33 protein-coding genes are annotated in these 26391 nt (G+C 58.7%); 14 read left to right on the top strand and 19 right to left on the bottom strand.

What is annotated here, in order from left to right; all coding sequences use genetic code 11:
- Positions 1–6: 6 nt before the first annotated feature.
- Both ACXAH8_RS04965 and ACXAH8_RS04960 read right to left on the bottom strand, forming a co-directional pair.
- Complete coding sequence (locus ACXAH8_RS04965) at positions 7–792, bottom strand: inositol monophosphatase family protein (protein WP_475216551.1); 786 nt, start codon at positions 790–792, stop codon at positions 7–9.
- 98 nt (positions 793–890) lie between these two features.
- On the bottom strand, positions 891–1796 hold the full coding sequence (locus tag ACXAH8_RS04960) for a LysR family transcriptional regulator (protein WP_475216549.1): 906 nt from the start codon (positions 1794–1796) through the stop codon (positions 891–893).
- A gap of 94 nt (positions 1797–1890) precedes the next feature.
- On the opposite strand from ACXAH8_RS04960, the gene metF reads away from it, so the two are divergent.
- Both metF and ACXAH8_RS04950 read left to right on the top strand, forming a co-directional pair.
- A complete protein-coding gene (gene metF / locus ACXAH8_RS04955) occupies positions 1891–2757 on the top strand; it encodes a methylenetetrahydrofolate reductase [NAD(P)H] (RefSeq protein WP_475216547.1) in 867 nt (288 codons plus the stop codon).
- A 184-nt stretch (positions 2758–2941) separates the two neighbouring features.
- The gene (locus tag ACXAH8_RS04950; protein ID WP_475216545.1) at positions 2942–3604 is read left to right on the top strand and encodes a J domain-containing protein; all 663 of its coding nucleotides are present in this window, start codon (positions 2942–2944) and stop codon (positions 3602–3604) included.
- A 71-nt stretch (positions 3605–3675) separates the two neighbouring features.
- Here the strand turns inward: ACXAH8_RS04950 and ACXAH8_RS04945 are convergent, their stop codons facing one another.
- Positions 3676–4194 (bottom strand): YHS domain-containing (seleno)protein, encoded by a 519-nt coding sequence (locus tag ACXAH8_RS04945; protein ID WP_170643114.1) that lies wholly within the window; start codon positions 4192–4194, stop codon positions 3676–3678.
- 229 nt (positions 4195–4423) lie between these two features.
- Between ACXAH8_RS04945 and yghU the strand changes: the two genes are divergently transcribed.
- Positions 4424–5302, top strand: coding sequence for a glutathione-dependent disulfide-bond oxidoreductase (gene yghU, locus ACXAH8_RS04940; protein WP_475216543.1), 879 nt, complete (start codon positions 4424–4426; stop codon positions 5300–5302).
- A gap of 58 nt (positions 5303–5360) precedes the next feature.
- Here the strand turns inward: yghU and ACXAH8_RS04935 are convergent, their stop codons facing one another.
- Genes ACXAH8_RS04935 through ACXAH8_RS04925 form a run of 3 tightly spaced genes read right to left on the bottom strand, consistent with a single transcriptional unit; the run spans position 5361 to position 6859 of the window.
- Positions 5361–6149 carry an SseB family protein gene (locus ACXAH8_RS04935; RefSeq protein WP_475216542.1) on the bottom strand — a complete coding sequence of 263 codons (789 nt, stop codon included), beginning with the start codon at positions 6147–6149 and terminating at the stop codon, positions 5361–5363.
- On the bottom strand, positions 6142–6729 hold the full coding sequence (locus tag ACXAH8_RS04930) for a uracil-DNA glycosylase family protein (RefSeq protein ID WP_475216541.1): 588 nt from the start codon (positions 6727–6729) through the stop codon (positions 6142–6144). The genes ACXAH8_RS04935 and ACXAH8_RS04930 overlap by 8 nt, the downstream gene beginning before the upstream one ends.
- On the bottom strand, positions 6722–6859 hold the full coding sequence (locus tag ACXAH8_RS04925; protein ID WP_475216539.1) for a hypothetical protein: 138 nt from the start codon (positions 6857–6859) through the stop codon (positions 6722–6724). The genes ACXAH8_RS04930 and ACXAH8_RS04925 overlap by 8 nt, the downstream gene beginning before the upstream one ends.
- A 107-nt stretch (positions 6860–6966) precedes the next feature.
- Between ACXAH8_RS04925 and ACXAH8_RS04920 the strand changes: the two genes are divergently transcribed.
- The 4 genes from ACXAH8_RS04920 to ACXAH8_RS04905 are packed head-to-tail and all read left to right on the top strand — an operon-like array spanning position 6967 to position 11523.
- Positions 6967–7626, top strand: a complete 660-nt coding sequence (locus ACXAH8_RS04920; protein ID WP_475216537.1) for an ABC transporter ATP-binding protein — start codon at positions 6967–6969, stop codon at positions 7624–7626.
- Entirely contained in the window at positions 7604–9172 is a 1569-nt protein-coding gene (locus ACXAH8_RS04915) for a KpsE/RkpR family capsule polysaccharide export protein (protein ID WP_475216535.1), read from the top strand. Before ACXAH8_RS04920 ends, ACXAH8_RS04915 begins: the two co-directional genes overlap by 23 nt.
- Positions 9173–9177: 5 nt before the next feature.
- The gene (kdsA, locus tag ACXAH8_RS04910) at positions 9178–10011 is read left to right on the top strand and encodes a 3-deoxy-8-phosphooctulonate synthase (protein ID WP_170689277.1); all 834 of its coding nucleotides are present in this window, start codon (positions 9178–9180) and stop codon (positions 10009–10011) included.
- A 15-nt stretch (positions 10012–10026) separates the two neighbouring features.
- Entirely contained in the window at positions 10027–11523 is a 1497-nt protein-coding gene (locus ACXAH8_RS04905; protein ID WP_475216533.1) for a phosphomannomutase/phosphoglucomutase, read from the top strand.
- Positions 11524–11551: 28 nt separating this feature from the next.
- On the opposite strand, the gene ACXAH8_RS04900 is transcribed toward ACXAH8_RS04905, so the two are convergent.
- Entirely contained in the window at positions 11552–13501 is a 1950-nt protein-coding gene (locus ACXAH8_RS04900) for an AsmA family protein (RefSeq protein ID WP_475216531.1), read from the bottom strand.
- A gap of 96 nt (positions 13502–13597) precedes the next feature.
- Here ACXAH8_RS04900 and rimO point away from each other — a divergent pair, with 96 nt between their 5' ends.
- The gene (gene rimO, locus ACXAH8_RS04895; RefSeq protein ID WP_475216529.1) at positions 13598–14986 is read left to right on the top strand and encodes a 30S ribosomal protein S12 methylthiotransferase RimO; all 1389 of its coding nucleotides are present in this window, start codon (positions 13598–13600) and stop codon (positions 14984–14986) included.
- 118 nt (positions 14987–15104) lie between these two features.
- Entirely contained in the window at positions 15105–15428 is a 324-nt protein-coding gene (locus ACXAH8_RS04890; RefSeq protein ID WP_475216527.1) for a hypothetical protein, read from the top strand.
- A gap of 36 nt (positions 15429–15464) precedes the next feature.
- On the opposite strand, the gene ACXAH8_RS04885 is transcribed toward ACXAH8_RS04890, so the two are convergent.
- A complete protein-coding gene (locus ACXAH8_RS04885) occupies positions 15465–15821 on the bottom strand; it encodes a diacylglycerol kinase (protein ID WP_475216525.1) in 357 nt (118 codons plus the stop codon).
- A 139-nt stretch (positions 15822–15960) separates the two neighbouring features.
- Positions 15961–16146, bottom strand: coding sequence for a hypothetical protein (locus ACXAH8_RS04880; RefSeq protein WP_425085163.1), 186 nt, complete (start codon positions 16144–16146; stop codon positions 15961–15963).
- A 229-nt stretch (positions 16147–16375) separates the two neighbouring features.
- Between ACXAH8_RS04880 and ACXAH8_RS04875 the strand changes: the two genes are divergently transcribed.
- Positions 16376–16618 carry a CDGSH iron-sulfur domain-containing protein gene (locus ACXAH8_RS04875; protein ID WP_170374744.1) on the top strand — a complete coding sequence of 81 codons (243 nt, stop codon included), beginning with the start codon at positions 16376–16378 and terminating at the stop codon, positions 16616–16618.
- A 23-nt stretch (positions 16619–16641) separates the two neighbouring features.
- Here ACXAH8_RS04875 and ACXAH8_RS04870 read toward each other — a convergent pair whose 3' ends face one another.
- The 4 genes from ACXAH8_RS04870 to ACXAH8_RS04855 are packed head-to-tail and all read right to left on the bottom strand — an operon-like array spanning position 16642 to position 18312.
- Entirely contained in the window at positions 16642–16911 is a 270-nt protein-coding gene (locus ACXAH8_RS04870) for a DUF6455 family protein (protein WP_170767459.1), read from the bottom strand.
- A gap of 14 nt (positions 16912–16925) precedes the next feature.
- Positions 16926–17222, bottom strand: coding sequence for a DUF6455 family protein (locus ACXAH8_RS04865; protein ID WP_475216523.1), 297 nt, complete (start codon positions 17220–17222; stop codon positions 16926–16928).
- 23 nt (positions 17223–17245) lie between these two features.
- The gene (locus tag ACXAH8_RS04860) at positions 17246–17614 is read right to left on the bottom strand and encodes a YigZ family protein (RefSeq protein ID WP_475216521.1); all 369 of its coding nucleotides are present in this window, start codon (positions 17612–17614) and stop codon (positions 17246–17248) included.
- On the bottom strand, positions 17611–18312 hold the full coding sequence (locus tag ACXAH8_RS04855) for a M48 family metallopeptidase (RefSeq protein ID WP_475216519.1): 702 nt from the start codon (positions 18310–18312) through the stop codon (positions 17611–17613). Before ACXAH8_RS04855 ends, ACXAH8_RS04860 begins: the two co-directional genes overlap by 4 nt.
- Before the next feature lie 120 nt (positions 18313–18432).
- Here ACXAH8_RS04855 and ACXAH8_RS04850 point away from each other — a divergent pair, with 120 nt between their 5' ends.
- The 3 genes from ACXAH8_RS04850 to ACXAH8_RS04840 all read left to right on the top strand — a co-directional run bounded on the left by ACXAH8_RS04850 (position 18433) and on the right by ACXAH8_RS04840 (position 20127).
- Positions 18433–18672, top strand: coding sequence for a hypothetical protein (locus ACXAH8_RS04850; protein ID WP_170375333.1), 240 nt, complete (start codon positions 18433–18435; stop codon positions 18670–18672).
- Between the two features lie 187 nt (positions 18673–18859).
- Positions 18860–19438 (top strand): nitroreductase family protein, encoded by a 579-nt coding sequence (locus tag ACXAH8_RS04845; protein ID WP_475216517.1) that lies wholly within the window; start codon positions 18860–18862, stop codon positions 19436–19438.
- Entirely contained in the window at positions 19435–20127 is a 693-nt protein-coding gene (locus ACXAH8_RS04840) for an EI24 domain-containing protein (protein WP_475216515.1), read from the top strand. Before ACXAH8_RS04845 ends, ACXAH8_RS04840 begins: the two co-directional genes overlap by 4 nt.
- Positions 20128–20129: 2 nt before the next feature.
- Here the strand turns inward: ACXAH8_RS04840 and ACXAH8_RS04835 are convergent, their stop codons facing one another.
- Positions 20130–20402 carry a DUF1467 family protein gene (locus ACXAH8_RS04835; RefSeq protein WP_170374730.1) on the bottom strand — a complete coding sequence of 91 codons (273 nt, stop codon included), beginning with the start codon at positions 20400–20402 and terminating at the stop codon, positions 20130–20132.
- A 21-nt stretch (positions 20403–20423) separates the two neighbouring features.
- Positions 20424–20828 (bottom strand): methylmalonyl-CoA epimerase, encoded by a 405-nt coding sequence (gene mce, locus ACXAH8_RS04830; RefSeq protein WP_475216513.1) that lies wholly within the window; start codon positions 20826–20828, stop codon positions 20424–20426.
- A gap of 135 nt (positions 20829–20963) precedes the next feature.
- Here mce and ACXAH8_RS04825 point away from each other — a divergent pair, with 135 nt between their 5' ends.
- The gene (locus tag ACXAH8_RS04825; RefSeq protein ID WP_475216511.1) at positions 20964–21680 is read left to right on the top strand and encodes a response regulator; all 717 of its coding nucleotides are present in this window, start codon (positions 20964–20966) and stop codon (positions 21678–21680) included.
- 426 nt (positions 21681–22106) lie between these two features.
- Here ACXAH8_RS04825 and aspS read toward each other — a convergent pair whose 3' ends face one another.
- From aspS to ACXAH8_RS04805, 4 genes are all read right to left on the bottom strand, one after another.
- A complete protein-coding gene (gene aspS / locus ACXAH8_RS04820; protein ID WP_475216509.1) occupies positions 22107–23882 on the bottom strand; it encodes an aspartate--tRNA ligase in 1776 nt (591 codons plus the stop codon).
- 77 nt (positions 23883–23959) lie between these two features.
- The gene (locus ACXAH8_RS04815) at positions 23960–24631 is read right to left on the bottom strand and encodes a CPBP family intramembrane glutamic endopeptidase (protein WP_475216507.1); all 672 of its coding nucleotides are present in this window, start codon (positions 24629–24631) and stop codon (positions 23960–23962) included.
- On the bottom strand, positions 24628–25272 hold the full coding sequence (locus tag ACXAH8_RS04810) for an aminotransferase class IV family protein (RefSeq protein WP_475216505.1): 645 nt from the start codon (positions 25270–25272) through the stop codon (positions 24628–24630). The genes ACXAH8_RS04815 and ACXAH8_RS04810 overlap by 4 nt, the downstream gene beginning before the upstream one ends.
- Positions 25227–26354 carry an aminodeoxychorismate synthase component I gene (locus ACXAH8_RS04805; RefSeq protein ID WP_475216503.1) on the bottom strand — a complete coding sequence of 376 codons (1128 nt, stop codon included), beginning with the start codon at positions 26352–26354 and terminating at the stop codon, positions 25227–25229. Before ACXAH8_RS04805 ends, ACXAH8_RS04810 begins: the two co-directional genes overlap by 46 nt.
- Positions 26355–26391: the final 37 nt, after the last annotated feature.

Raw genomic sequence — 26391 nt, 5'->3', positions numbered from 1 at the left:
AGGCGTTTAGCCCCGGATTACCTTGGCAAAGTTGTCAAAGATTGGCTCGTTGGCGCAGATGACCTCGCCATCTTCCAGAATGCTGCCTTCAGGGTTCAAGGGCTGAACCAGACCACCGGCCTCTTTCACGATGATGATCCCGGCGGCCAAGTCCCATGCGTTCAAGCGGCGCTCCCAAAAGCCCTCGTAACGACCAGCTGCCACATAAGCCATGTCGAGCGCGGCTGCGCCCCAGCGGCGCACACCAGCACATGTGGGCATCAGGCGCGCCAGATCTTGCAGCGTGGCCGGCAGATCCGAGCGACCGCCAAAGGGCAGACCGGTCGAGAAAACAGACTCGATCATGCGGTGACGGCCCGAGACGCGGATGCGCATATCGTTCATCCAGGCGCCCTCACCCTTTTCGGCAAAGAACATCTCATCCTTGGCGGCGTCGTAGATCACACCGGCGACGATCTTGCCCTTGTGCTCAAGCGCGATCGAAATCGCCCAGTGCGGCAACCCGTGCAGGAAGTTGGTGGTGCCGTCCAGCGGGTCGACGATCCAGCGGCGGGTCGGGTCCTCTCCGTCAATCGCGCCGCCTTCTTCGGCCAGCCAGCCATAGGTCGGACGCGCACCCAGCAGTTCCTCTTTCAGGATGGCTTCTGCGGCGATATCGGCCTTGGACACGAAATCGCCCGCGCCTTTCATCGACACCTGCAGGTTCTCGACTTCACGGAAATCCTTGATCAGAGACCGCCCCGCCTTGCGCGCGGCTTTGATCATGATGTTGAGATTTGCACTGCCAACCATTGTGAAAAGGCTCCTGTCCGGTCAAACCGCGCGTATACTGATGCAATGCGCCCTTGCCAAGAGGAATGATGCGCATAGCAGACCTTAGCGAAACGCCGTTACTGCGCCTGCAACTTTCGCGCCTCGTCCCGCGCCAGTTTGACCAACTCCTGCACGAAGGGCTTTTCCAGATCTTCAGAGCGGACAGCGGCATAGAGACGACGGGTGATCCCTTCTTTTGTCAGCGGGCGGGTGACGTAGTCTGAGTTATACTTGACCTCCCGCACGACCCAATCCGGCAGGACAGAAATCCCCCGATTTGAGGCAACAAGCAGCAGGATCACGGCTGTCAGTTCGACCTGACGGATGTTAGCCGGTTCAACCCGCGCCGGGATCAGCAACTGGCTGAAGACATCCAATCGCGTGCGCTCGACCGGGTAAGTAATCAGGGTCTGACCGCGAAAATCCTCGGCCTCAATGAAGTCTTTCTCGGCCAACGGATGCGAAGATGCGGCGACGAATACCGGGCTATAGTCGAACAATTCCACGAACTCGACACCCGGCAGGTCTTCGGGGTCGGATGATACCACCAAGTCGACCTCCTCCTTCTGCAAGGCAGGCAGCGCGTCAAAGGCCAAGCCGGGGCGAATATCCACATCGACATCGCCCCAGGACTTGCGGAACGACTCCAACACTGGAAACAGCCATTCGAAACAGGCGTGGCATTCGATCGCGATATGCATCCGACCCGTACGGCCATCGCGCAGGGATGAGAACTCATGCTGCGCGGCCTCGACCTGAGGCAGAATCTGCTCGGCCAACCGCAACAGACGCAGACCCGCCGCCGACAGCTTCATCGGCTTGGACCGACGCAGGAACAGTTCGACCCCGGCCTGATCCTCCAGCCCTTTGATCTGGTGGCTCAGCGCCGATTGGGTGATGTTCAGCTGATCGGCCGCACGTGCTAGGCCGCCGCATTCGTGGATTGCCTTGATGGTGCGCAGGTGCCGGAATTCGATATGCATGTGAAGTGGGGCTCATGTTGTTCTTGAGGAATATGAGTTTGTCTCACAATGCGTACCGTGCGACAAGAGCCGCAATTGATCCTGAGAGGCTGCGATGACCAAACCTGAAATCTCATTCGAGTTTTTTCCACCCAAAACGCTGGAGGCCTCGTTTCGGCTGTGGGATACGGTGCAGACGCTGGCCCCCCTTGACCCCCGGTTCGTTTCGGTCACCTATGGCGCTGGCGGCACGACGCGCGAGCTAACGCGCGATGCAGTCGCGACTTTGCATAAGTCATCGGGCCTGCCGGTTGCGGCGCATTTGACCTGCGTCGATGCCTCGCGTCAGGAAACGCTGGATATTGCAGACACCTTCGCCCGTGCCGGTGTGGAGAACATCGTCGCATTGCGGGGCGATCCGCCGAAGGGTCAGGACAGGTTTGTCCCTCACCCCGAAGGTTTTGCCAACTCGGTTGAATTGATTGAGGCCCTCGCAGAAACCGAGAAGTTCAGCATTCGCGTCGGCGCCTATCCCGACATTCACCCCGAAGCACGGGATACGCGGGCCGATATCGACTGGCTCAAGGCCAAACTGGACGCGGGCGCTGACGAGGCACTGACGCAGTTCTTCTTCGAGGCCGAAACCTTCTTCCGGTTCCGCGACGCCTGCGAAAAAGCCGGGATCGACAAGCCGATCGTGCCGGGCATCCTGCCGATCGAAAACTGGAAAGGCGCGCGCGCCTTTGCCCAGCGCTGCGGCACTCGGATACCCGATTGGGTCGATCACGCCTTTGAAAAAGCCCAGCGCGATGATCGCGAGGATCTGCTGGCCACGGCCCTTTGCACCGAGCTGTGTTCGGACCTGCTGGAGGGCGGCGTGGACAAGCTGCACTTCTACACCCTTAACCGGCCTGAGCTGACGCGCGACGTATGTTTCGCCCTTGGGATCACGCCGAAGGCTGAACTGCAGAACGTCGCCTGATCCCTGTCGACAAAAACGAAATGCCCGCGCCGTCCCAAAGCGTGGGCATTTTGCTTTGCCGCTGGAACAATATCTGCGCGGCCAGATCATTGTCCCCTGCAACTGCTTCAATCTTGAGAAGAATTTGACAAAATCGTGATCGTACTCAAACTGGTCTCGTGTACGTTAAAGAGTGTTTTTGAGTATGAAACCTGTCGATAAGATCGCAGCGCGAAACAGCGCGCTGGCGGACCTAGGGTTGTCGCCCTCTGCCAGTTCCGACGAAATCCGCGAAGCTTGGCGCAATATTGCCTTCCGGGCGCATCCGGACCACATGCCGGGTGACTGCGAGGATTTCTCGCGCGCCAAGACTGCCTATGATTTTCTGCGCAAACAAGGGCTGGGCGGAAAAGGCGCATCGGGTCCACAGATGCCGAAACGGCCGCGCCTCAAAAAACGTGTGATCGAGTTGCCGCCCGAAGACATCTCTGCCTGCAAAACCATGCTGAACCCGACGCAAGCACTGCCGCATATGGCAAATTCGCCATCGGCCCGAGACGCAGATGTCGAACCCGCGGTTTCAGACCATGTGCCCGATGCTGTCGGATGCTATGGCCGCCACTTGACCTTTTTCGTGGCAACGCCGGTCACCGAAGGGGCGAACCGCATCGCCCTTCCGACCTCGGTGCTGAGCAACAGACGGCATGTCGAGACCGAGATTCTGAGCTTCAAGTCCAACAACGCCGGCCCGGGCGAGGTGGTGATTCCTGACACCATTTGCGAACGCAAATTTCCGGGGGCAAAGAGTGTCCGTATCCGGTTCGAAGCCAACCAGGACATGATCGACGAATTCTGGCTGGCTGGATAGTCAGCCAGAAAAAAGCCCGGCTCAGTGGAGGGGAGCCGGGCTTAATTTTCTTCATGCTATTGTTGACGCGATCAGTTGCTGACCGGACCTTCCGAGGTGAATTTCGGGATCACGCTGGTCGATGCGTCTGCGCTTTCGATACCGGGCCAGTTGCCTTCGGCCAGGTTGATGTTGCCGGGGATGTCCTCTTCGAAGAAGCCCACAACAACGTCGGTGATATTCAGGTATAGCTTGTCATCAACGATGCGCCACAGGTTCGGGTTTGCCGGAACCTTGCCGCCTTTTGAGACGCCATAGGCGCAATGCCCGTCATACTGAGGCGCGTAGTAGGCCGGGTTCTCAAGAAACTTATCGCGGTTCTCCTCCGATGCAAAAGCCCAAGTTGCGCCGTTGTATTCCGCCGTGATGTCGGCATTGCCGCGTACACCTTCTGGCTGCGACGTTCCCACCGGTGCCTGATCAAGGCCGCGATAGGCGACAACATCATAGCCAGAGACCGCAAATCCGGTTCCGTCGACATATTGGGGGCCTGCAAAAGCAGGAATTGCCAGAGCCATGGCCGCAGCAAAAGACAGGGCAAAACGTTTCATGTGGTCATTCCTTTTTCGTGTATCGGGGGCGCCGTTTGGCTGACACGACAAACAATAAGCGATTCTGAGGCGCTTCGTAGGGCCGCTCGCGCCGGTGTGACCATCAACGAGATTTCGTGAGAGAATTATTACAGTTTCCCGCGTCAAGCGGGGTTGGACTCGGGGAATTGCAACATTAGCTGTTAGCGCATCGGCTTTGCGGCCCTGCGATTTGCAAGAAAGGCATCAGATGAGCGATCAATCCACTTACACTCCCCCCAAAGTCTGGACCTGGGACAGCGAAAGCGGCGGGCGCTTCGCCAATATCAACCGACCCATCGCCGGCGCAACCCATGACAAGGACCTGCCCGTTGGCCGCCACCCCATGCAGCTCTATTCGCTGGCAACACCCAATGGCGTCAAAGTGACCGTCATGCTCGAAGAGCTTTTGGCGTTGGGTCATGAAGGCGCCGAATACAATGCGTGGCTGATCAATATCGGCGAAGGGGACCAGTTCAGCTCGGGCTTTGTCGAGGCGAACCCGAACTCGAAAATCCCGGCGCTCTGGGATCGGTCAGGTGATGCTCCGGTGCGCGTGTTCGAAAGCGCCTCAATCCTGTTCCATCTGGCCGAAAAGTTCGGAGCGTTCTTGCCCGAGTCAGGCCCGGAGCGGACCGAGGTGATGAACTGGGTGTTCTGGCAGATGGGCAGCGCGCCTTATCTGGGCGGCGGGTTCGGCCATTTCTACGCTTACGCGCCCGAGAAATGGGAATACCCGATCAACCGCTTTGCCATGGAGGCCAAGCGCCAGCTGGACGTGCTGGACCGTCAACTGGCCGAAAACACCTATATTGCAGGCGAGAATTACTCGATCGCAGATATGGCGATTTGGCCTTGGTACGGGCAGCTGGTGCTTGGACGTCTTTATGATGCAGCCGAGTTCCTCGATGTTGAATCCTATGAAAACGTCAAGCGTTGGGCCAAGGCGATTGACGCGCGTCCGGCCGTAAAGCGGGGCCGCATGGTCAACCGCGCGTTTGGCGAGCCCCACACGCAGCTTCATGAACGTCACGAGGCCAGCGACTTCGAAACCCGCACGCAGGACAAGCTGGAAGCGGCAGCGGATTAATCTCTTCGAGGTTCGTTCGGGACATTTGGCGCGGTGCAAAAGACTGCACCGCGCTTTTTTATTTAAGGATCGGCGGGTTCTCGGGATCGCTACCGGGCACAGGCCGGGTCAAGTTTCGGGCCTCGGGTTGCGGTAGGTCGAACCGCAAACCAACCTTCGCCAGAGACGCGGCAGCGGGGGCTTCTGGTGCAAAAAAACCGACATCCATCGCTCCGACTTCGATCCCCGAAAAGGTCAGCGCCTCGGACGCGGCCTTGGCCAGCGCCGATTGCGCCCCGTCCAACACCCCGACAAAGCCCAGCAAGTGACCCGAAGCCCCGGTTTCGGATTTGGTGCCGACCAGATAGGCCGCCTTCGCCAGACCGACAGCAGTCGACAGCTTTGTATCCAACGCACGCAACAGGGTTTCCGGCAGGCCGGTCGGAGGCAAAAACTCGGCCAGTTTCTCTTCGACCTCGGCGGGCGCATGTTCCAGCGTTGACGCTAGCCAGCCCAGCGCCTCAGACGGGATCAGCATCGAGGATGGCGCGACCTCGAGGTTCAGGCCCAGACCGATCCCCTGCCCTGCCAGCATCGAAGACAGGATACGCCCCGAAAGCGCCGCATAAGGCACAGGTCGTCCGGCAAACTGCGCCAACCGATCCTCGCGATCAAAGGCCAGTACAAAGCGGCCATCGGCCACGTCAAACAGCTCTGGCGAGATATTCTCGCCCTGCGCCTCTTCCGTCAGCATCAAGAAAAGTTCACTATCGGCCAGCCGCTCAAAAAACCGCAGCCGGGCGGCATCGTCCTGCGGAGCGGCTTCCATCGCGGTATGCGCTGTGTCCAGCGCCGTTGCTTCAGTCATTCAGAACCTCTTGCACCCGTGCCCGCAAGGCCGGCAGCAGGTCGGTCTCGAACCACGGGTTTTTCTTGATCCATGCCGTATTGCGCCAGGACGGATGAGGCAAGGCAAAGATGTGCGGCGCGTGGTCCCGCCAATTGCGGACCGTCTCAGTGACCGAACTGCGCACTCCAAGATGGTACTTATGTGCGTGCCCCCCGACCAACACTGTCAGAGGGACCGGACCAAGCGCCTGAACGACCTGGTCATGCCAGGTTTTACGGCACAAGGCGGGCGGCGGAAGATCCGCTTTGCGGTCGTCATATCCAGGAAAGCAAAACGCCATGGGCACAATGGAAAGACGATCCCGATTGTAAAACACCCCCTCGTCGATCCCCAACCAATCGCGCAAGCGATCCCCCGACGGGTCTGTAAAAGGCCGCCCCGACTCATGAACCCGCGCGCCCGGAGCCTGCCCTGCAACCAGGATCGGAGTGCCAGCGCGGAACCAGACGACAGGACGCGGCGCGTGCTGAGTCGCGGTTTGCGCAAACTTATCCGCACACAGCCGACAGGCTGAGATTTCCTTTTGCAGATCACTCATAGCCGCTGTCTTGCCCCGAAATCATGAGAATCAAAGGATGATAGCCACCCTCGAACTTGCCGCCAAAACATCTTTTCGTGTCGATGTTTGCCACGATGTGATCTGCACTTTGCGAAGGTGCATTGATCATTTGTTTCATAATTCGACATAATGTAGCCAACATGAAACGATAGACTTCGCATCCAAACGCTCACCAAAAAGAGCGATCAAACCAAAGGATTGAGCAGCAGGCCAAGCATGCTTGAGTTCGAGAATGTCAGTAAATCCTTCTGGACGGGGACGCGCCGCAAGGTGATCCTCGACCGGGCTTCGTTCCGGGTCGAACTCGGGACGTCGCTGGGTGTGCTTGCGCCGAATGGGACGGGAAAAACCACTCTGATCAATATGATGGCGGGTTTGGAAAAGCCCGATGAAGGGGTCATCCGGCGTGAGTGCAAGGTGTCTTTCCCGATGGGGTTTACCGGTGGTGTCTCCTCGAAGATGTCCGCGTTGGAGAACGCGCGCTATATCGCCAAAATCTACGGTATGGACCCCGATTATGTAGAAGCCTACTGCAGCTGGCTGTGCGGTCTGGGCGAGTATTTCAACCAACCTCTTGCCACCTATTCGTCGGGCATGAAGGCCAGATTCACCTTTGCGCTGATGCTTGCACTGGACTTCGACATGTACCTGATTGATGAGGGCATGCCCGCGTCAACGGATGTGGAATTCAACCACAAGGCCGGCTCAATCCTGCAGGAAAGGCTGCGCACAACGACGCTGGTCATCGTTTCGCACAGCCCCGCAACACTTGAGAAATTCGTGAAGCAGGCGGCCGTTTTGGTCGACGGCCAGCTGCGCATGTTTGAAACCTTGGAAGAGGCAAAGCAGTTATATGACTACGAAACCCAAGGTTAGAAAATACAACTGGCGTCACAGGGCGCAATCAGGCATCTCGCCCGAGGCCCGCTCGGACGCCATGGCGCGCATCCGCAGCGCCACGCAGGCCTCGTCGGGAGAAACACAGCCCGGGACCGAGCTGGACGATATCAAGCGCGAGGGTCTGACCGGTCGGCAATTGCGTATTGCCCGACGTCTGGCCAACAAACACGGGCTGGCGGCGACTTCGGACTATGACGCGGTGCGCCTGTTGCGCAAGAAAGGCATTGACCCATTCCGGCGCAGCAATCTGCTGGAACTGGCCTCGGCAAATGCTTCGGCGAAAACGGATAGTGACGAAACGGCAGCCGTCCAGTTGCCGCAACCGGTGAGCGAGGCCCCTCAGACTCTGCCGGGACCTGAGATGAGCCCGGCCGAGCGGCGCGATCGCGAAATCGGTCAAATCCAGAAGGACATTGCCCTACGTCGAAAGAAAAAGCTGGCGGCTCTGTTCGCGCGGCTTGCAGTGTTCGTCTTTCTGCCCACGTTCGTTGTCGGCTATTATTTCTATCGGATTGCGACACCGATGTATGCCAGCGACTCGGCCTATTCGATCCTTCAGGCCGACGGCGGTGGTGGAGCGATTGGCGGCCTGTTGAGCGGGACTCAATTTGCAACCGCGCAGGATTCTGTTTCCACTCAAGAATTTTTGGAATCCAAGGACGCTCTGGAACGTCTGGAAAAGGATATCGGCTTTTCTGAAGTCTTCAAAAAGGATTCGATCGACCCGATCCAAAGACTACCAGAAAACGCTAGCTTGGAAGACACTTACAAGCTTTACAGACGCATGGTGACCATCGGCTACGACCCAAGCGACGGGATCGTGCGAATGGAAGTTGCCGCACCCGAGCCCGAAACTGCCGTCGAACTGTCCCAACTTCTGATCTCTTACGCGGAAGAGCGGATCAACAGCCTGTCCGGCCTTAAGCGCGAGGATCAGATGCGCGATGCGCGCGAAGGGTTCGAGGCGGCCCAGTCAGAGCGGCGCAAGGCGCAGGAAGCATTGATCGAGTTGCAGCTGCAGGGTGCCTTGCTGGACCCAGAAAACGTCATCTCCGGCCTACGCGGTCGGATCAACGAGATCGAGGTCGCCATTCAGGATAAAGAGCTGGAACTGGCCGCCTTACAAGACAACCGTCGCCCAAACCAGGCCAAGGTCGATGGCGTCAGTGCCGATATCGCCCGCCTAGAAGTTGTCTTGGCCGAATTGAACGCCGAGATGCTGGACGCATCCGCAGGCGAAAACTCGCTGGCGCGGTTGAGCGTCCGAATCCAGATGGCGCAGGCCGATCTGGCAGCGCGTGACATGATGCTGCAAACGGCAATGCAACAAATGGAAACCACGCGCTCCGAGGCGAACCGCAAAGTGCGGTATCTGACGGTCTCGGTGAACCCCGTTGAAGCGCAGGATCCGACCTATCCCCGAAAGTTCGAAAATACGATTTTGGCTTTCCTGTTGTTTGCTGGTATCTACCTGATGATCTCGCTTACCGCGTCGGTCCTTCGTGAACAGGTATCCTCGTAAGACACATGAAACATGTAAAAATCTCCGACCTGACGGTCGGCAATGACCTTCCTCTGACCATCATTGCCGGCCCCTGCCAGCTTGAGACGGCAGACCATGCCCAGATGATCGCGGGCGCCATGAAAGAAGCCTGCGACGCGGCTGGCGCGCAGTATGTATTCAAGGCGTCTTATGACAAGGCGAACCGAACCTCTTTGTCCGGCAAACGCGGCATGGGGATTGATGCAGGACTGAAGGTTCTGGATGACATCCGCAGCACCATGGGCATTCCGGTGCTGACCGATGTCCACACGGAAGCCCAATGCGCCATCGCGGCCGAGGCCGTCGATATTCTTCAGATCCCTGCTTTTCTCTGTCGCCAGACCGATATGCTATTGGCGGCGGGCGCAACGGGTAAGGCTGTGAACGTCAAGAAAGGCCAGTTTCTCGCCCCTTGGGAAATGGGTAACATCGTCGACAAGATCGAAAGCACTGGGAACCAGAACATTCTGCTGACGGAACGCGGAACCTCGTTCGGATACAACACTCTGGTGGCCGATATGCGCGGCCTGCCGCAAATGGCGAAGACGGGCTATCCGGTCGTGATGGACGCGACGCATTCGGTGCAACAGCCGGGTGGCAAGGGTGGCTCCTCGGGCGGGCAGCGCGAGTTTGCGCCGGTGATGGCGCGCGCCGCCGTATCGCTGGGAATCGGAGCGGTGTTCATTGAAACCCATCAGGACCCAGACACAGCACCGTCTGATGGCCCCAACATGATCCCGTTGGATCAGATGCCCCATCTTGTTGACACATTGATGCGTTTTGATGCTCTGGCAAAAGCGAACCCGATTCAGATTTAACGATTGAGACCTGTAATGACCAAACCCATCCCCGAGGTGACCCCCAACACCTGGAGCTTTCTCCGCGACCCAATGATTAAGCCCACGGGGTTCCGCGAATATGATGCACGCTGGAAATACCCCGATGAGATCAACCTGCCGGGCATGACCGCCCTTGGTCTGGGGATTGGTACTCAGATGCACAAACGCGGCATCGCGCCGGTCATTGCGGTTGGCAATGACTACCGCGACTATTCTCTGGCCATCAAAAACGCACTGATCCTCGGCCTGATGCAGGCGGGTATTCAGGTGAAGGACATCGGCCCTGCCCTCAGCCCAATGGCCTATTTCGCGCAGTTCCATCTGGATGTTCCGGCGGTGGCGATGGTCACCGCCAGCCACAACCCCAACGGCTGGACCGGGGTTAAGATGGGTTTCGACCGTCCGCTGACCCACGGCCCGGATGAGATGTCCGAACTGCGCGACATCGTGTTGAATGGCGAGACTGTGGCGCGCGAGGGCGGCTCGTACGAATTCGTCGACGGCGTGAAAAAGGCTTATATCGACGATCTGGTCGGCGATTTTAAAATGTCCCGCCCGCTCAAGGTGGTTTGCGCCACGGGTAATGGCACCGCCTCGGCCTTTGCGCCCGAGATTTTTGAGCGGATCGGTGTCGAGGTTGTGCCCAGCCACACCGAACTCGACTACACGTTCCCGAACTACAACCCGAACCCCGAAGCCATGGAGATGTTGCATGACATGGCGGATGCGGTGAAATCCAGCGGTGCCGATCTGGCCTTGGGATTTGACGGTGACGGTGATCGCTGCGGTGTGGTCGATGATGAGGGCGAAGAGATCTTTGCCGACAAGGTCGGTGTCATCATGGCGCGCGATCTGGCCAAGCTGTATCCCGGCGCGACCTTCGTGGCCGACGTAAAATCAACCGGCCTGTTTGCCAGCGACCCGGAACTGCAAGCCCATGGCGTCAAGGCAGACTACTGGAAAACCGGCCACAGCCATATGAAACGCCGGGTCAAGGAAATCGGAGCCCTTGCAGGGTTCGAGAAATCCGGCCACTACTTCCTCGCCGAGCCTGTTGGGCGCGGATATGACTGCGGGATGCGCGTTGCGGTGGAAATCTGCAAATTGATGGACCGCAACCCGGGTCAGAGCATGTCCGACCTACGCAAGGCCCTGCCCAAGACGTGGTCCACCCCGACCATGTCGCCCTACGCGGCGGATACCGAGAAATACGATATCCTGCAGCGCCTCGTGGACAAGCTGGTCGCCAAGGCCGACGCAGGCAATAGCTTCGCGGGCCGTGCGATCAAAGAGGTTGTCACCGTAAACGGCGCACGTGTCATTCTGGATAATGGCAGCTGGGGCCTAGTGCGAGCCTCGTCAAACACCCCAAATCTGGTGGTCGTCTGCGAAAGCAGCGAGAGCGAAGCCGAGATGCGGGCGATCTTTGCCGACATCGATGCCGTCATCCGGACAGAACCCGGCGTCGGCGACTACGACCAAACGATCTAATAGAAAGGGGCGTCGATGCGCGCCCCGATCAATCCCCTCCGAACAGCTTGAGCAAACCTTTCTTGGCTTCTTCCTCTAGCTTGTCCTTAAGCACGTCTTCGATTTGATTAGTGTCTGTGATGGTCGAGTCCAGCTCTGACCCGACCTTTTCCAGAACCTTGGTTTTGGCGTCGTTCTCCAGATCTTTCAGCTTTCCTTCAGCCGCCGCCTCGATGACTTTTGTCAGGTCTGGGCGGATCGAAGGGTCGCTCCACGGGCCGACAATACGCACAGGCACAGCGATCCCTTCGCCTGAATTGGCGCGCAGGGCGACCGGCGTGAACAGATAGTCGATATCACGCGCGCCGATCCCTACGCGCCCCGATCCATCCGCCCTGAAATTATCCAGCGACATGAGCAGGTCGTTGTTCGTCAGATTGCCGCCATCCATCGTGAAACTGGCCGTCAGGCTGTTGAACACTGTGGTCCCTCCGGACCCTTCGCCGCGCCCCATTAGCCGGTTCAGGTCGAAGCCGGAGATGACGCCCTTCCCGACCGAAATATCGCCCTTCCCGGACAGCGACCGCATGATCGCATCTTCGGTCTGCCCCACGCCCAGAAACTCCAGCGAGGCCGAGGCCGTTCCCGTCAGCCGTTCAACCCCTCCGAGCGTTGACAGCGCCTGCTGCACGTCGATTCCTTCGGCTTTGAAGTTTCCGCCGACGGACAGGCCGTTACGATTATTGGCCACTACCTGACCGTTCAACTGTCCGGAAAACAGAGTCGCAGGTTGCATTTTCAGAACCGCACGTGATCGGTCGAGGTTGAGCGTCAGGTCACTTTGCCCAAGCGTCATGTCCGGCACGGCGATGGAGGACGCGGTCAGTCGAATCGAGCCATTCGCCAAGCCCAGCGCCGACGCGTCGATAGGTGTCGTCGACCACCCGTCACTGGCAGAAGAGGCCCCACCGCCACCGTAGCCTGTGTCGACGGTGTCTGCGAAGGTCGAAAAATCCAGATCCCCCGCCCGCAAACGCGCTGTGATCTTTGGAGGGTCTGAAATCACGATATCGGCCTCGCCATCGAACCGGTTGTGATCTAGCACTGCAGTCATGTTTCGCAAAGAGATGCGACCGTCCCGCGTGTAAGTCATTTGCCCCGCCACATCTGCCACACGCCCCAGACCATTGGGCACCGCCACGCCCGCCTGCCCGAACGCGGCCAGCATGGCGTCGGTATTGCTGGTCTTGACCTCAGTCTTGCCGTCCATTTCTCCTTCGATGGTCGCGCGCCCGTTGAAGGCGATACGCCCGCCCGGTGCTGTCATCGAAAGCTCCAGAGGTGCCGCGCCGCCCGAGGCGAAGGCTGGCAGGTCAGGCAGCTTCAGATTCACCTGAACAGTGCCACCGGGCACGGCCATATTGGCCTCCATGATCATCGGGGCCGAGACATCCGGCCATTGCGCCGAGAGGTTAACGTCCCGGAAATTCCACTTGGTCGCTCCGTTTTCGATAAAGATCAGGCGCGCGTTGCTCAGCTCCAGCCGATCGAGCGTGATCGGTTGCGTCGCCTGCGGCGCGGGCGCTGTTCCTCCGCCGGTGCTGGCTGCGGAGGTGGGTGCGGTCAGTTCCCAATTGCCCCGACCGTTGTCGTATTCCAGTCGCAGAACCGGGCTGTCAGCAAAAACCCGTTTGATCTTAATCTCGCCCCCCCACAACGCCGCCGCATCCACACCGAAAGACAGGCTTTCAGCGCTCAGCATCGGCTCAGCCCCCGCCCAATCGGCATTGCCGAAGGTCACCGGCCCAGCTTCGAGGCCCAGAATCGGCCAGAAAGAGATCGAAACATCGCCCGAGAAGGTCAGGTCGCGCCCCGTTTCCGCCTTGACCTGTTCGGCCAAAAGCGCCCCCAGTTTATCACCGGGCATCAACAAAAGCGCACCCACGACAAGGCCCACAACCGCCACCAAGATGAACAGGATACGTATCAGCCATTTCATCGAACTGCTCTCCGCCTTTTGGGCTTGTGTTTTTGGTATCATTCAAACCCACGGCCGCATTTGCAAGGGGAACCAATCCAAACTATATGCGGCCGCATGAGTAGCAATCCGCCAAACCTCCGCCCCGACCTTGCCCCGTCTGCCCGGATCACCGACACGCCGCGTTCAGGCCAGCCGACCATCGGTATGGTCTCACTAGGCTGTCCCAAAGCGCTGGTAGACAGCGAGCGCATCCTGACCCGGCTGCGCGCCGAAGGGTACGGCATTTCGCCTGATTATTCCGGGGCCGATGCCGTGATTGTGAACACCTGCGGATTTCTGGACAGCGCCAAGGCCGAATCTCTGGACGCCATCGGCGAGGCTCTGGTGGAAAACGGCAAGGTCATCGTGACCGGATGTTTGGGGGCCGAGCCGGACTATATCCGGGAACACCACCCGCGCATCATGGCGGTCACCGGCCCGCATCAATACGAGCAGGTTCTGGACGCAGTTCATGTGGCGGTGCCGCCTGATCCGGACCCGTTCGTGGACCTGTTGCCCGCCAGTTCGGTGCAGCTGACACCGCGGCATTACAGCTATCTCAAGATCTCTGAGGGCTGTAACCACAAGTGCAAATTCTGCATCATCCCCGACATGCGCGGCAAACTCGCCAGCCGTCCGGCCCATGCGGTGCTGCGCGAAGCCGAAAAGTTGGTCGACAATGGCGTGCGCGAGTTGCTCGTTATCAGTCAGGATACCTCGGCCTATGGGTTGGACCGGAAATACGATGTGAACCCGTGGAAGGACCGCGAGGTGCGCAGCCATATCACCGATCTGGCGCGCGAGTTGGGGCAGCTCGATGCCTGGATTCGGCTGCACTATGTTTACCCCTACCCGCATGTGCGCGAGTTGATCCCGCTGATGGCGGATGCGGGCTGCAATGTGCTGCCCTATCTGGATATCCCCTTTCAGCATGCGCACCCGGATGTGCTGAAGCGCATGGCCCGTCCGGCGGCAGCCGCCAAAACACTCGACGAGATCAAAGCCTGGCGCGAGATCTGCCCGGACATCACTCTGCGCTCGACCTTTATTGTTGGCTACCCGGGCGAGACTGAGGCTGAATTCCAGACCCTGCTAGACTGGATGGACGAGGCGCAATTGGATCGTGTTGGTTGTTTTCAGTACGAAAACGTCGATGGCGCGCGCTCGAACGATCTGCCCGATCATGTGGCCCCCGAGGTCAAGCAAGACCGATGGGACCGTTTCATGGAGAAAGCGCAGGCGATCTCTGAAGCCAAACTGGAAGCCAAGGTCGGTCAGAGGCTTCAGGTCATTGTGGATGAGGTCGATGATGAGGCCGCGACCTGCCGAACCAAGGCCGACGCGCCCGAGATTGACGGCAACCTGTTCATTGATGAAGGGTTCGAAACCCTCAACCCCGGAGACCTCGTGACGGTCGAGGTCGATGAAGCGGGTGAGTATGACTTGTGGGGCAAACGGGTTTGATCGCCCCTAACTATATGATCTAAAAACTACAAATCAATTGGGGCAAGCGTGAGCCGAGTTTATTGGCGCTTGCCCGCCAAAGCCGCGATGCTGAACATGACACGGGTTGGAGGGTTTCATGTTTCGGTTTCCGACGATTTCATCGCATTTCAAAATGCTGGCGGTAGCGGCCATGATGCTGGCGCCTCCGGTGGCGGCGCAGCACGCGCATGGCGGCGCGGTCAAGATTTTGTCAGTCGGTGGCAACAAACTGGTGATTCACAAGCGCAGCAAACACTTTGTTCACCGGCATCACGCCGCTCCGGTCATCAAGCACAGGGTCAAACCGGCCAAACGTGTCCTGCATCCGCGTCGTAAACTGGTTCTCAAGCATCACAGGCCGCGGCATCTGAAACACAGATCATTTGGTCTACGCCACAGGATACATCGCAAGTTTCGTTGAGCCAACCGAAGAATTTCAAGTGTAACTTAAAGCGTGCTAGACTAGGCCAATCAATGCCACCGCCCAGGCAATCCCAGCCGCTATCGCTGTCAACGCAACAGCAGCGCTCGCAGCATCTTTGGCCTGTCCGGCCAGCGGGTGATGGTCCGTCGAGGTATAGTCAACCGCGCGTTCGATGGCCGTGTTGAACAGCTCGGCCACAAGCACCAGGACACCCATGACAAAGACTAACCCACGCTCTGCCCCGCTGATCGGCAGCCACACAGCAAGCACCGCCGAGATCAGGTTGGCATAACCCCAGACGCGAAAAGAGTACTCCTCCCGCCAGGTGGCGGCCAATCCTTGCCAGCTCCATTTGGTGCGGTCCTTGAGGCGGGAAAAGAAATTGAGCATGGGTCCTCGGGCGATTGCTTTCTTGCCGTTTTGAACGGTTGACGCCTGCGGTGCAATGGGCAAGAAAAAACCGCCCCGAGGGCGGCATCCACTCCGTCGAATGTGCAGACGGCCCGCATCGGGGCCGCCTGCAAAACCTTTATTGTATCGGGTCACAGACAGTCTGGCCTGCTTCGGTTGTGGCCAGCTGATACCCGCCCGGGCAGCTTGGTGTGCCAGCTTTATCATAGCTCGGCTGAACGTATACTGGGGTCGGTTCTTCCTGCTGCGCACAAGCAGTCAGGATCAGAGCAAACGCACCAACGGCGGCAAACTTCAGTTTCATGTCCATCATTCCTTTATTACTTTGCTGATATTGCCCAATTTTCGGGGCCACGACCAGAATACGGGCTGACAAGCAATCTGGCAACAGAATCAATCACAAAACCGTGAAACGCAGCGATTCCATGCCAGCATGACCGGCAAATTGCGACCTACTCGCCAAGACAGGCTACCTTTTTCGAAACACAACCCTAGACTTTTTTTAGACATGAGCCAAAGAACGGAGTAGCCAAATGTCTCAATCGCCTACCATCGCCCAAGACTCGCCCATTCCCGTCGAGGTCGAAGAAGGGAAAAGCTATTTCTGGTGCTCCTGCGGCCAGTCCAAGCGGCAACCTTTCTGCGATGGCTCCCACAAAGGCAGCACGTTTGAGCCGGTCAAATACACCGCTGAGGCCAGCAAAAAGGTGTTCTTCTGCGGGTGTAAACATACGTCCAAGCAACCCCTGTGCGACGGATCGCATTCAAAGCTCTGATTGTGAGATCAGGTCCTGAGACTTCAGGCCTGTTCGGTTTGCGCGGCCTTGAGCGCGGCAAATTTCGCCCGATTCGGACAGGTCTGCGGCGCGTCTGCGCCCGCGGCCTGCCGATCCATCCATTCGGGGCAATCCTGCGCAGATGAGCACCCCCGGCAGAACTGGATCATCTCAGCCCATTCCTCTTGGCTGAGCTTGCCGGACCGATGCGCCTGAACAAGATCTGCGCCGGTCGTCTGCCCCATGCGCAGGACCAGACGAAAATGGGTCATGATGTTTCCCAGATGCGGCATCCTACCAACCCGCGCTAGGGCATCAGCTTATGCAGCAAGTCTTTGTTGCGGCAGTATTCAGGGGTCCGGCTTAGAGACGACGCTTGAGCCAGCAGCGTTTGGCAATTGTCGGGACTAGGGCAATCGGTGCAGCGCAGTACTGCGTCTGAAAGCTGGTCCATAGACACATCGCCCCGGATAGTGGCTTCCTCCAGATCGACATCCAGCATGTTTGCCATGTCGTCCACCAAACCGGCATGCAATCGCAGTGATTTCAGGCTGGGCATGTTGCGTCCTTTCCCTGTCGCGCTGGCAAACAGGGTAGCAAGCATGCGCCATAGGACTTTGATTCAGGTCAAATTGGGGCGCTAATCCGGTCCAGATAGGCGCGCGTGGCGTCCTGAACGCGACGAAAGCGGTCTCCGCCCAGTTTCTTGCCGCCATACCAGCGGGTGACGATGATCACGTGATTGCGCAGCTCTTCACGCTCCAACATGCGTAGGATCACCATGCCAGCGCCGCTTTCGCCATCGTCCGCCTTCAACCCGCCCGTCGGCAGAACCGCCGCCCATGTATTGTGCGTGGCCTTGGCATAGCTTTTGTCCGAACGCAGCGCGTCCAGAACCGCATCAATCTCGGCCCGCGATTCGACGTGCGCGCCCGAGACCGCGTATTTCGAGCCCCGGTCCGTCAGGACAACCCCCATCCGCAACACATCCATCATTGGGTCAATCCAAGCTGCCGGGCCGTTTGCTGAACGATTTGCACACGCTGCGCGTTGGGCGGATGTGTGCTGAGGAACTTGTCAGCAGGATCCGGAATGCGGTCGAAGTACTTGGCACCGACCAAGGGGTTATATCCGGCATTATAGGTAATGATGGTTCCCAGTTGATCGGCCTCAAGCTCAAAGGTCTGGACATATGCCTGCACGCCCACTTTAGCACCCAGTTTCTGCGCCTCTTCAATCTCGGCGTCGCTGCCGCCGCGAAGCCGCGCCAAGTCTCCGAATTTCGCGGCACTGGCGCTGGCGTTTTCGCTTTGACGGGCGATATGACTCAGAACGTGATGCGCCGCCTCATGGCCCATGACAAAGGCCAGCTCATCCGCGTTCTGGGCAGACTGGATCATCGAGCGGGTAAAAATGATTACCGGCTGTTTTTTGTCATCCAGTGTTTGAAACGCATTGGCCGGAGCCTTGGGGTTCAAGTCTACCAGAATCCGGAAGTCGCAGTTCTGCCCTTTTGAGGTACGCAGACATTGCGCGCGTGCTTCGTCACCGATTGCCTGGCTCACCTCACGGAAGGTCTCAACCGTCACGGGCGCGTCCGAGGCCTCCCACTCGGCGACGGATTGCTCACGCAGGGTTTCTGCGCTGCATGCCGCCAGAAACAGTGCAATCACCAGAAGAATGAGTCGACGCATCACGTTTCCTTCAAGCGGTCAGGCCTTAAGGGGAACATAGCGCGCGCGTGTCGGCACGACCATACCCGGATCGCGCCCAAACGACTTGCATTGCGAGGCGGTCGCGCGCACTCTGAACTCATGTTTTCGATTGAGCATGAATTCGACTCGACGGTGATTACGCTGGTTGATGAAGGCGACAAGCCTTTGAACGAGGACGTCGTCATCAACAGCTTCGCGGAATGTGTAACGTTGGAGCAATTCGATCCCCGCACCGGTGAGGTCCAGAAAATAACACTGTCGCCTGAACAGGTACGTGATCTGGCAGCCGCGCTGGACCTGCCCGAAGGCGTCTATCAAATTCGCGAAACGCAGGAATAAGGCTCCGATAGCGCGCGCGTGGACGGCGACACGCCGATGCCTTAGATATCGCAAACGTAGCCATTCAAACCCCTTTTTCGCAGGCCGCATCGACCGGGCGAAAAAGACCCAGCGAACTTGCCCCGCCCCTTGAAACCCAAGCCGTGGCAACCAAAATACAAACCGCTGATGTAAAGGAAGTTAACATATGTCCCTGAAAAACCCCGCCGCGCTGGAATTTCTGCAGGTGCGCCGCTCTCGTCCGGCAAAAACGCTGATCGCGCCGGCTCCGACGCGGGATGAGCTGTTGCCTCTGCTGACCGCAGCCGCGCGCAGCCCTGATCATGGCAAGCTTGAGCCTTGGCGGTTCATCGTGCTGGAAAAAGGCGCCATGGCACGTCTGGCCGGCCTGACCGAGGACTGCGGCACTGCTTTGGGCAAAAGCCCCGAAGACATCGCAAAGGCGCGCAGCCAGTTCGATCTGGGACATCTGGCCGTGGCCGTGATCGAGGTCCAGAAACCGTCCGAGAAAATCCCGGCCATCGAACAGACCTATTCGGTGGGCGCGGTCTGTCTGGCGCTGCTGAACGCCGCATTGGCCGCAGGATGGGGCGCCAACTGGCTGTCCGGCTGGCAGACCCATGACCGTGCCTTCTGCCAAAAGGCATTTGGGCTGGCAGACAATGAAAGCGTCGCGGGCCTGATTCACATCGCCACCGAAGGCAGCGCCCCGCCCGAGCGCCCACGGCCTGATGTTGCCGCCCTGACGGACTGGGTCGCGGAATGATCATCCTCAACGCGTTTTTTGCAGCGCTGGGTCAGATCGGAGACCCAAAATTTCGCTCTGTCCTGTTTCGGGGCATCGGGCTGACGATCCTGTTGCTGATCCTCGCCTGCGCGGGCGCGATCTGGTTCATCAATTCGCTGTCTGGAAACGAGATATCACTGCCATTTGTCGGCACGGTTTCCTGGTTGAACGACGTGCTGAACTACTCAGGCATTTTTCTAGTGCTGGTGTTGCCGGTGTTCCTGATGGTGCCGGTCGCCTCGGCCATCACCTCGATCTTTCTCGAGGACGTGGCACAGGCGGTTGAGGACGAGCATTATCCAACCCTGCCCAAAGCCCCAAGGATACCGGTCTCCGAGGCCGTCATGGATGGGTTGGGCTTTTTGGGTGTACTGATCCTAGCCAATATTCTTGCGCTGATCCTCTACGCGATCTTCCCACCCTTCGCGCCCTTCATTTTCTGGGCGATGAACGGTTTCCTGCTGGGTCGAGAGTACTTTACGCTGGCGGCTATGCGCCGCTTGGGCCGTGACGGGGCACGCAAGCTACGCGCCAAACACGTCACCACCATCTGGGCTGCAGGAACGCTGATGGCGATCCCGCTTTCCGTTCCTTTGGTGAACCTTGTGATCCCGATCCTCGGGGCGGCCACGTTCACTCATATTTACCACAAGCTTTCGGACACCTAAGGTCAGCGCGGCTCCAATTGGTTCAACCAGTCGAAGTCGCGCACCGAAATCGCACCCGACAGGATGATCCCGGCGATGATCGCCCATAGAACGATCGAAATGCCGGTGGTGATCCACATTTTCTTTTTCATGTGATGCTCTTCCGGCGCACCCGCATGGGTGCCCGGAACGATATCCCCCAGATCGCCCTGCGTCTTGATACGAATAGGCAGAACGATCAGCAGCGTCATGAACCAGATGACGGCAAACAGAACCAAAGCGGCAGTGATAGTCATGTCAGGCCCTCCGGGCTGGCGTTACACCTGTTCCAACTCGACAAGGCAACCGTTGAAATCTTTGGGGTGCAAGAACAGCACCGGTTTGCCATGGGCACCGATCTTGGGCTCTCCGGAGCCTAGCACACGCGCGCCGGTTTCCTTAAGGTGGTCACGCGCGGCGATGATATCGTCGACCTCATAGCAGACATGATGGATACCTCCGGCGGGGTTCTTTTCCAGAAACCCGTTGATCGGGCTGTCCTCGCCCAAGGGGTACAAAAGTTCAATCTTCGTATTAGGCAATTCGATGAAGACAACCGTCACACCATGATCGGGTTCATCCTGAGGCGCTCCCACCTTGGCGCCCAGCGCATTGCGGTATTGATCCGATGCGGTCTCAAGGTCCGGAACGGCGATGGCAACGTGGTTCAGGCGTCCAATCATGATAGTCTCCTCTGTCCTGCGTTGCTTGGGTTATGGGGGCTGCCCGGCCAAAGAACAAGTGCGCCAAATTGCCCGTTAACCCTGTGTTAGCCAGAAGTTCCTAGCGTGAGGCATCTGCTGGATAGGAGAGCTGCCATGGACGATTCGGGACTATTGACCACCATTGCCACACCCACCGCGACCCGACCGTTGCGGGGACAGACCATTCTGGTTGTCGAAGACAGCCGATACTCCTGCGACGTGATCCGCCTGATGTGCTTGCACAGCGGCGCGCGGATCCGGCGTGCAGATTGCCTGAAATCGGCCCGGCGTCACTTGCAGATCTATCGCCCCTCGATCATCGTCGTGGATATGGGGCTGCCAGATGGCTCGGGCGCCGATCTGATTGCCGAACTGACGCAGGCGACCCCTCGGATCGGCGTAATCCTTGGCATGTCCGGCGATGATTGCGCTCGCGAACAGGCGATACAGGCCGGGGCAGATGGATTTCTGGACAAGCCAATCAAATCCATGGCCTTCTTTCAAAGAACCATTCTCGAGCTGCTGCCCGAAGGCCGCCGCCCCAGCGAGCTACACGCCGTCCGGGATGAGCAGATTCACCCCGACCCCCTCGCCTATCAGGACGATATGGCCCATATCGCCGATGTGCTGGCCGGTCCGAATGATCACCGCACTTTGGACTATGCAGCCCAGTTTCTTGGCAGCGTCGCGCGTGAGGCCAATGATCTGGTCTTGATCAAGGCGGCAAAGGACCTTGCCGCTTCGCGCTCCGAGGGCACGCCGATCACCGCACGCGCCGCACAGGTTGCTGGGATCGTTCAAGACAGATTGCAGCAGAAAGAGGCTATCTGAATTGATCACCGCCTATTTCATCACCGCATCCTTGTTGTGTTTGTGGATGTACCGACAGGCCCGCAACTCGGCTCGGGCCATCCGCGCGAAACGGATCGGGGTGGCCAATCCTCTGGACTAAAGCGTTTCGGGTTTCACCTGAATCATCAAGTGACACGAATGTCCCGAGAACGCTGAAAGCGTGGCAGGGTATTCGTATCACAGGTTTAACCCGAAGCGATCTATGTCAGGTTTGCTTGAAGCACTGAGCGGCACCACGGTCCCGAGAATGTCACAGGTATATCCAGGGATTGAGGTGACGAGACAGAACCGAAACACAAACGCATTCTTGCCCCTAATGATCGGCGCGATCAGGTGATACGCAGCAACTGCTTTGTTTCACCCCCTCAAACGCAAACCGCCCGCTTGATGCGGGCGGTTGTTTATTTATTCCTGCGGGATGATGCGCAGCCCGAGTTCCATCAATTGATCCGAGCTTGGGTCAGAGGGCGCATCCATCATCAGATCTTCGGCGCGTTGGTTCATCGGGAACATCATGACCTCACGGATGTTGGCTTCGTCCGCAAGAAGCATCACGATCCGGTCGATGCCCGCAGCACAGCCACCGTGTGGCGGCGCGCCGTAGTGGAACGCGTTGAACAGGGCACCAAAGCGGGATTTCACTTCGTCCTCACCATAGCCTGCCAGCTCAAAAGCTTTCAGCATGATTTCCGGCTTGTGGTTCCGGATCGCGCCCGAGACCAGCTCATACCCGTTACAGGCCAGATCGTACTGATAGCCGCGCACGTCCAGAGGATTGCCGTTCAGCGCCTCCATCCCACCCTGCGGCATCGAGAACGGGTTGTGTTCAAAGTCGATCGCGCCGGTTTCTTCGTCTTGCTCGTAGATCGGGAAATCCACAATCCAGGCAAAGGCAAAGCGGTCTTTTTCGGTCAGGTTCAGTTCGTCACCGATTACGTCACGGGCTTTACCGGCCACCTTTTCAAAGGCTTTCGGCTTACCCCCCAAGAAGAACGCGGCATCGCCGACGCCCAAACCCAGCTGCTGACGGATCGCCTCGGTCCGCTCAGGCCCGATGTTTTTGGCAAGAGGACCAGCGGCTTCCATCCCTTCGCCCTGATCGCGCCAGAAGATGTAACCCATCCCTGGCAAACCCTCTTTCTGGGCAAAGGCATTCATACGGTCACAGAATTTGCGGCTCCCGCCAGTCGGCGCTGGGATGGCGCGGATTTCGGTGCCTTCTTGCTCCAATAGCTTTGCGAAAATCGCGAAGCCAGAACCGCGGAAGTGGTCGGAGACCACTTGCATTTTGATAGGGTTCCGCAGGTCGGGCTTGTCGGAGCCGTACCACAGGGCCGCATCCTTGTAGGAAATCTGAGGCCATTCCTGATCGACCTTGCGGCCGCCACCGAACTCTTCGAACACGCCGGTCAAAACGGGCTGGATGGTGTCGAACACATCCTGCTGTTCGACAAAAGACATCTCAAGATCGAGCTGGTAGAAATCGGTGGGCGAACGATCCGCGCGCGGGTCTTCGTCCCGGAAGCACGGTGCGATCTGGAAATACTTGTCGAAGCCCGACACCATGATCAGCTGTTTGAACTGCTGCGGGGCCTGCGGCAGTGCATAGAACTTGCCCGGATGCAGACGCGACGGCACAAGGAAGTCGCGGGCGCCTTCGGGCGACGAGGCGGTGATGATCGGTGTCTGGTACTCGCGGAAGCCCTGATCCCACATGCGGCGACGCATCGAGGCCACAACGTCCGAGCGCAGGGTCATGTTCTGCTGCATCGCCTCGCGGCGCAGGTCGAGGTAGCGATAGCGCAGGCGGGTTTCCTCGGGGTATTCCTGATCGCCGAACACCATCAGCGGCAGTTCGTCTGCAGCGCCCAGAACCTCCAGCTCACGCACGTAAACCTCGATCTCGCCGGTGGGCAGTTTCGGGTTCACCAGATCAGCGTCACGCGCTTTGACGGTGCCGTCGATGCGAATACACCATTCCGAGCGCACCTTCTCCAACTCAGCAAAAGCCGCGCTGTCGCCGTCGCACAGAACTTGTGTCACACCGAAATGGTCGCGCAGGTCGATGAACAGCACGCCGCCATGATCTCGGACCCGATGCACCCAACCGGACAGGCGGACGGTTTCACCGACATTGGCGGCGGTCAGAGCGGCGCAGGTGTGGCTGCGATAGGCGTGCATGGAATATCCCTTCGGGCGCAGAATTCGTCGCGCCGATACACCCTGTCAGGCTTGGAAAGTCAAGGCAGGTCGCGCCGTCAAAACGGCCTTTGAACGTTGCCAGAATAGAAATACACGCCCAGACCCACGGCAAAGATGATATTCCCCGCAATCGCGTGCAACAGCACCGCGTAGAAGAAGGACCCTCGTTTGCGATAGGCCCAGCTGAATAGCAGGCCGCCGACAAAGGTCATGACGGCGACAATCCAGCTCCAATACATCAGATGGGCGAAGGAAAAGATGGCCGCGTTCAGGAGGTCGGCCTTGCGACCGTCAGGCAGGATCGCATGGTAGCGGCGGTAAAACAGCGGGCGGAACAACAGCTCTTGCGGTAGCGCAGACAGTAGCGGATAGCCGACCCAGATAAAGGCCAGCATCTCGGGCCGGTGTATCAAAAGGAAAAAGGCGGCGTCCGGGCGGGTCAGGTGGATCAGCGCGGTGCAGAACAGTGCTGTAACAGCCGTGAAAGCAGCCAGTTCGCGGAGCGACCAGTTTGCCCAATTGTAGCGAAGTTCGGCCCATTGGAAGCCCGGTGTGGCATGCAACAGGACAATGCCCAGCCCTGTGAATGCGAACAAGGCCGGGAACATCCAGTTGGGCGGGAACAGGACTGCAATCAGCAGAGGGACCGCAACGAAGAACGCACCGAATTCAAGCCGCAGGCGCCCCATCGCCACAGGGCGGTGGTCCAACGCGCTGTCGTTGCTCATAATGCCACCAGCTTCGCGGGGATCAGGCCACGCAGAGAGTTGCCCATGAATATCGCCTTGGCGGACTTCAGATCATTCATTGTTAGAACGGCCTCGGCCCAACCCTCCTCCAAAAGCTGCTCGCGCAGAATGCCCGGCAAAAGACCGCAGGACACAGGAGGAGTAAGCCTGCGCCCGTCCGGCATTTCAACGAACAGATTGGTGATGGTTCCTTCGCACAGCTCCTCCCGCTCGTTGAAGAACAGCAGCTCGTCAATGCCATCCGGCAGGGAGGCTCGGGCAGTATCATAAACCACGCGGCGCGTGGTTTTGTGCTGCAACCATATGTCGTCCGAGTTCAGCCGGGTCTGAGAAATCCCCAACCGCCAGATCTCAGGATTGCCAGCTAACGCGGCCGTGGTCAGGTCAAACCCTCCGTGGACATCCATGGTCAACCGACACCGCAAGGGGGTATCGCTGGTAACGCCGGACAATATCGCAAGCGCCGCATTGCGGTCGAAAGACAGCGCCAAAGCCTTTGCCGTGCGCACCATGCGGTCAAGGTGCCCGTCGCGCCGCAAGAAACCCTGATCGGGGTGAAAGCCCAGGGTTTCGATCAGGCGGAAATCAGGCTCAACTGGTGGGCGAAGCGGGCTTTCCATAGGGCTTCCTCATATTCAGATGGGGCTGTGCTGTCCCAAACCACGCCGCCGCCGACATTCAGGGTGGCGTTTCCATCGTCCATCATCAGTGTGCGGATGGCGACGTTGAATTCCGACCGGCCATCCGGCGCGGCCCAGCCGATGGTTCCGCAATAGATATCACGCGCCCAGGGCTCCAGCTCGGACAGGATCTCCATCGCACGGATCTTGGGCGCGCCGGTGATGGAACCACAGGGGAACAGTGCCGTCATGATATCGGACAACCCGGCCCCGACCTGCAGCTGCGCCCGCACCAGTGAGACCATCTGATGCACCGTGGCATAGGTTTCAACCTTGAACAACTCGGGCACGTGAACAGAACCGGGCAGCGCCACGCGGCTGATATCATTGCGCAGCAGGTCAACGATCATCAGGTTCTCAGCCCGGTTCTTCTCATCCGAAGACAGGAAATTGCGGCGGCGGGCGTCCTCAGCCATGTCCTCGCTACGCGGTTGGGTGCCCTTCATAGGCCGCGTTTCGATGCGACCGGTTTCATCCGTGCGGAAAAACAGCTCGGGCGAGCGGCTGAGAAGGTCCGGCAAACCGTCCTGTTGAACCAGCGTTCCGTGGCCGACAGGCTGGCCGGATGTCAGCGCCGCGTAGAGCGCCGCACTATCCCCATCGACCGTTAGATCAATCGGGAAGGTCAGGTTCGCCTGATAGATATCCCCTGCCCCGATGGCGTCATGCACCACCTGAAAGGCCTGACTGTAGCGATTTTCGTCCCAACGCGGCTGAAACGCGGATACGCCGCCTTTGGCTTTGGGTAGCGCGCTTTGATCCGGAGCGCCATAAACACCGAAACACAGCAGCGGCAGTTTGCGGTCATTCGGCAGCAGTCCAAGCAGCCGAGGTTCCAGCACATATCCCAGCTCATAGCTGGCATAACCGGCCAGCCAACTGCCCGCCGCGCGCGCGGCATCGAGGGCCGCCAACGCCTGTGGCACCTCGTCCGCGGCATCCGCCCGGATGATGTGGGATGGCCGGTCGAACCGGGTTCCCGGACCGGCAGGTCCCTGATCAAAACGAATACGCAAGTGCATCCTCATAAGCCGTGATGCGCGATATAGAGAATACTCT

It is taken from the genome of Ruegeria sp. ABV3_008, assembly GCF_056161185.1.
This window is presented reverse-complemented; position numbering and strand designations above follow the sequence as displayed.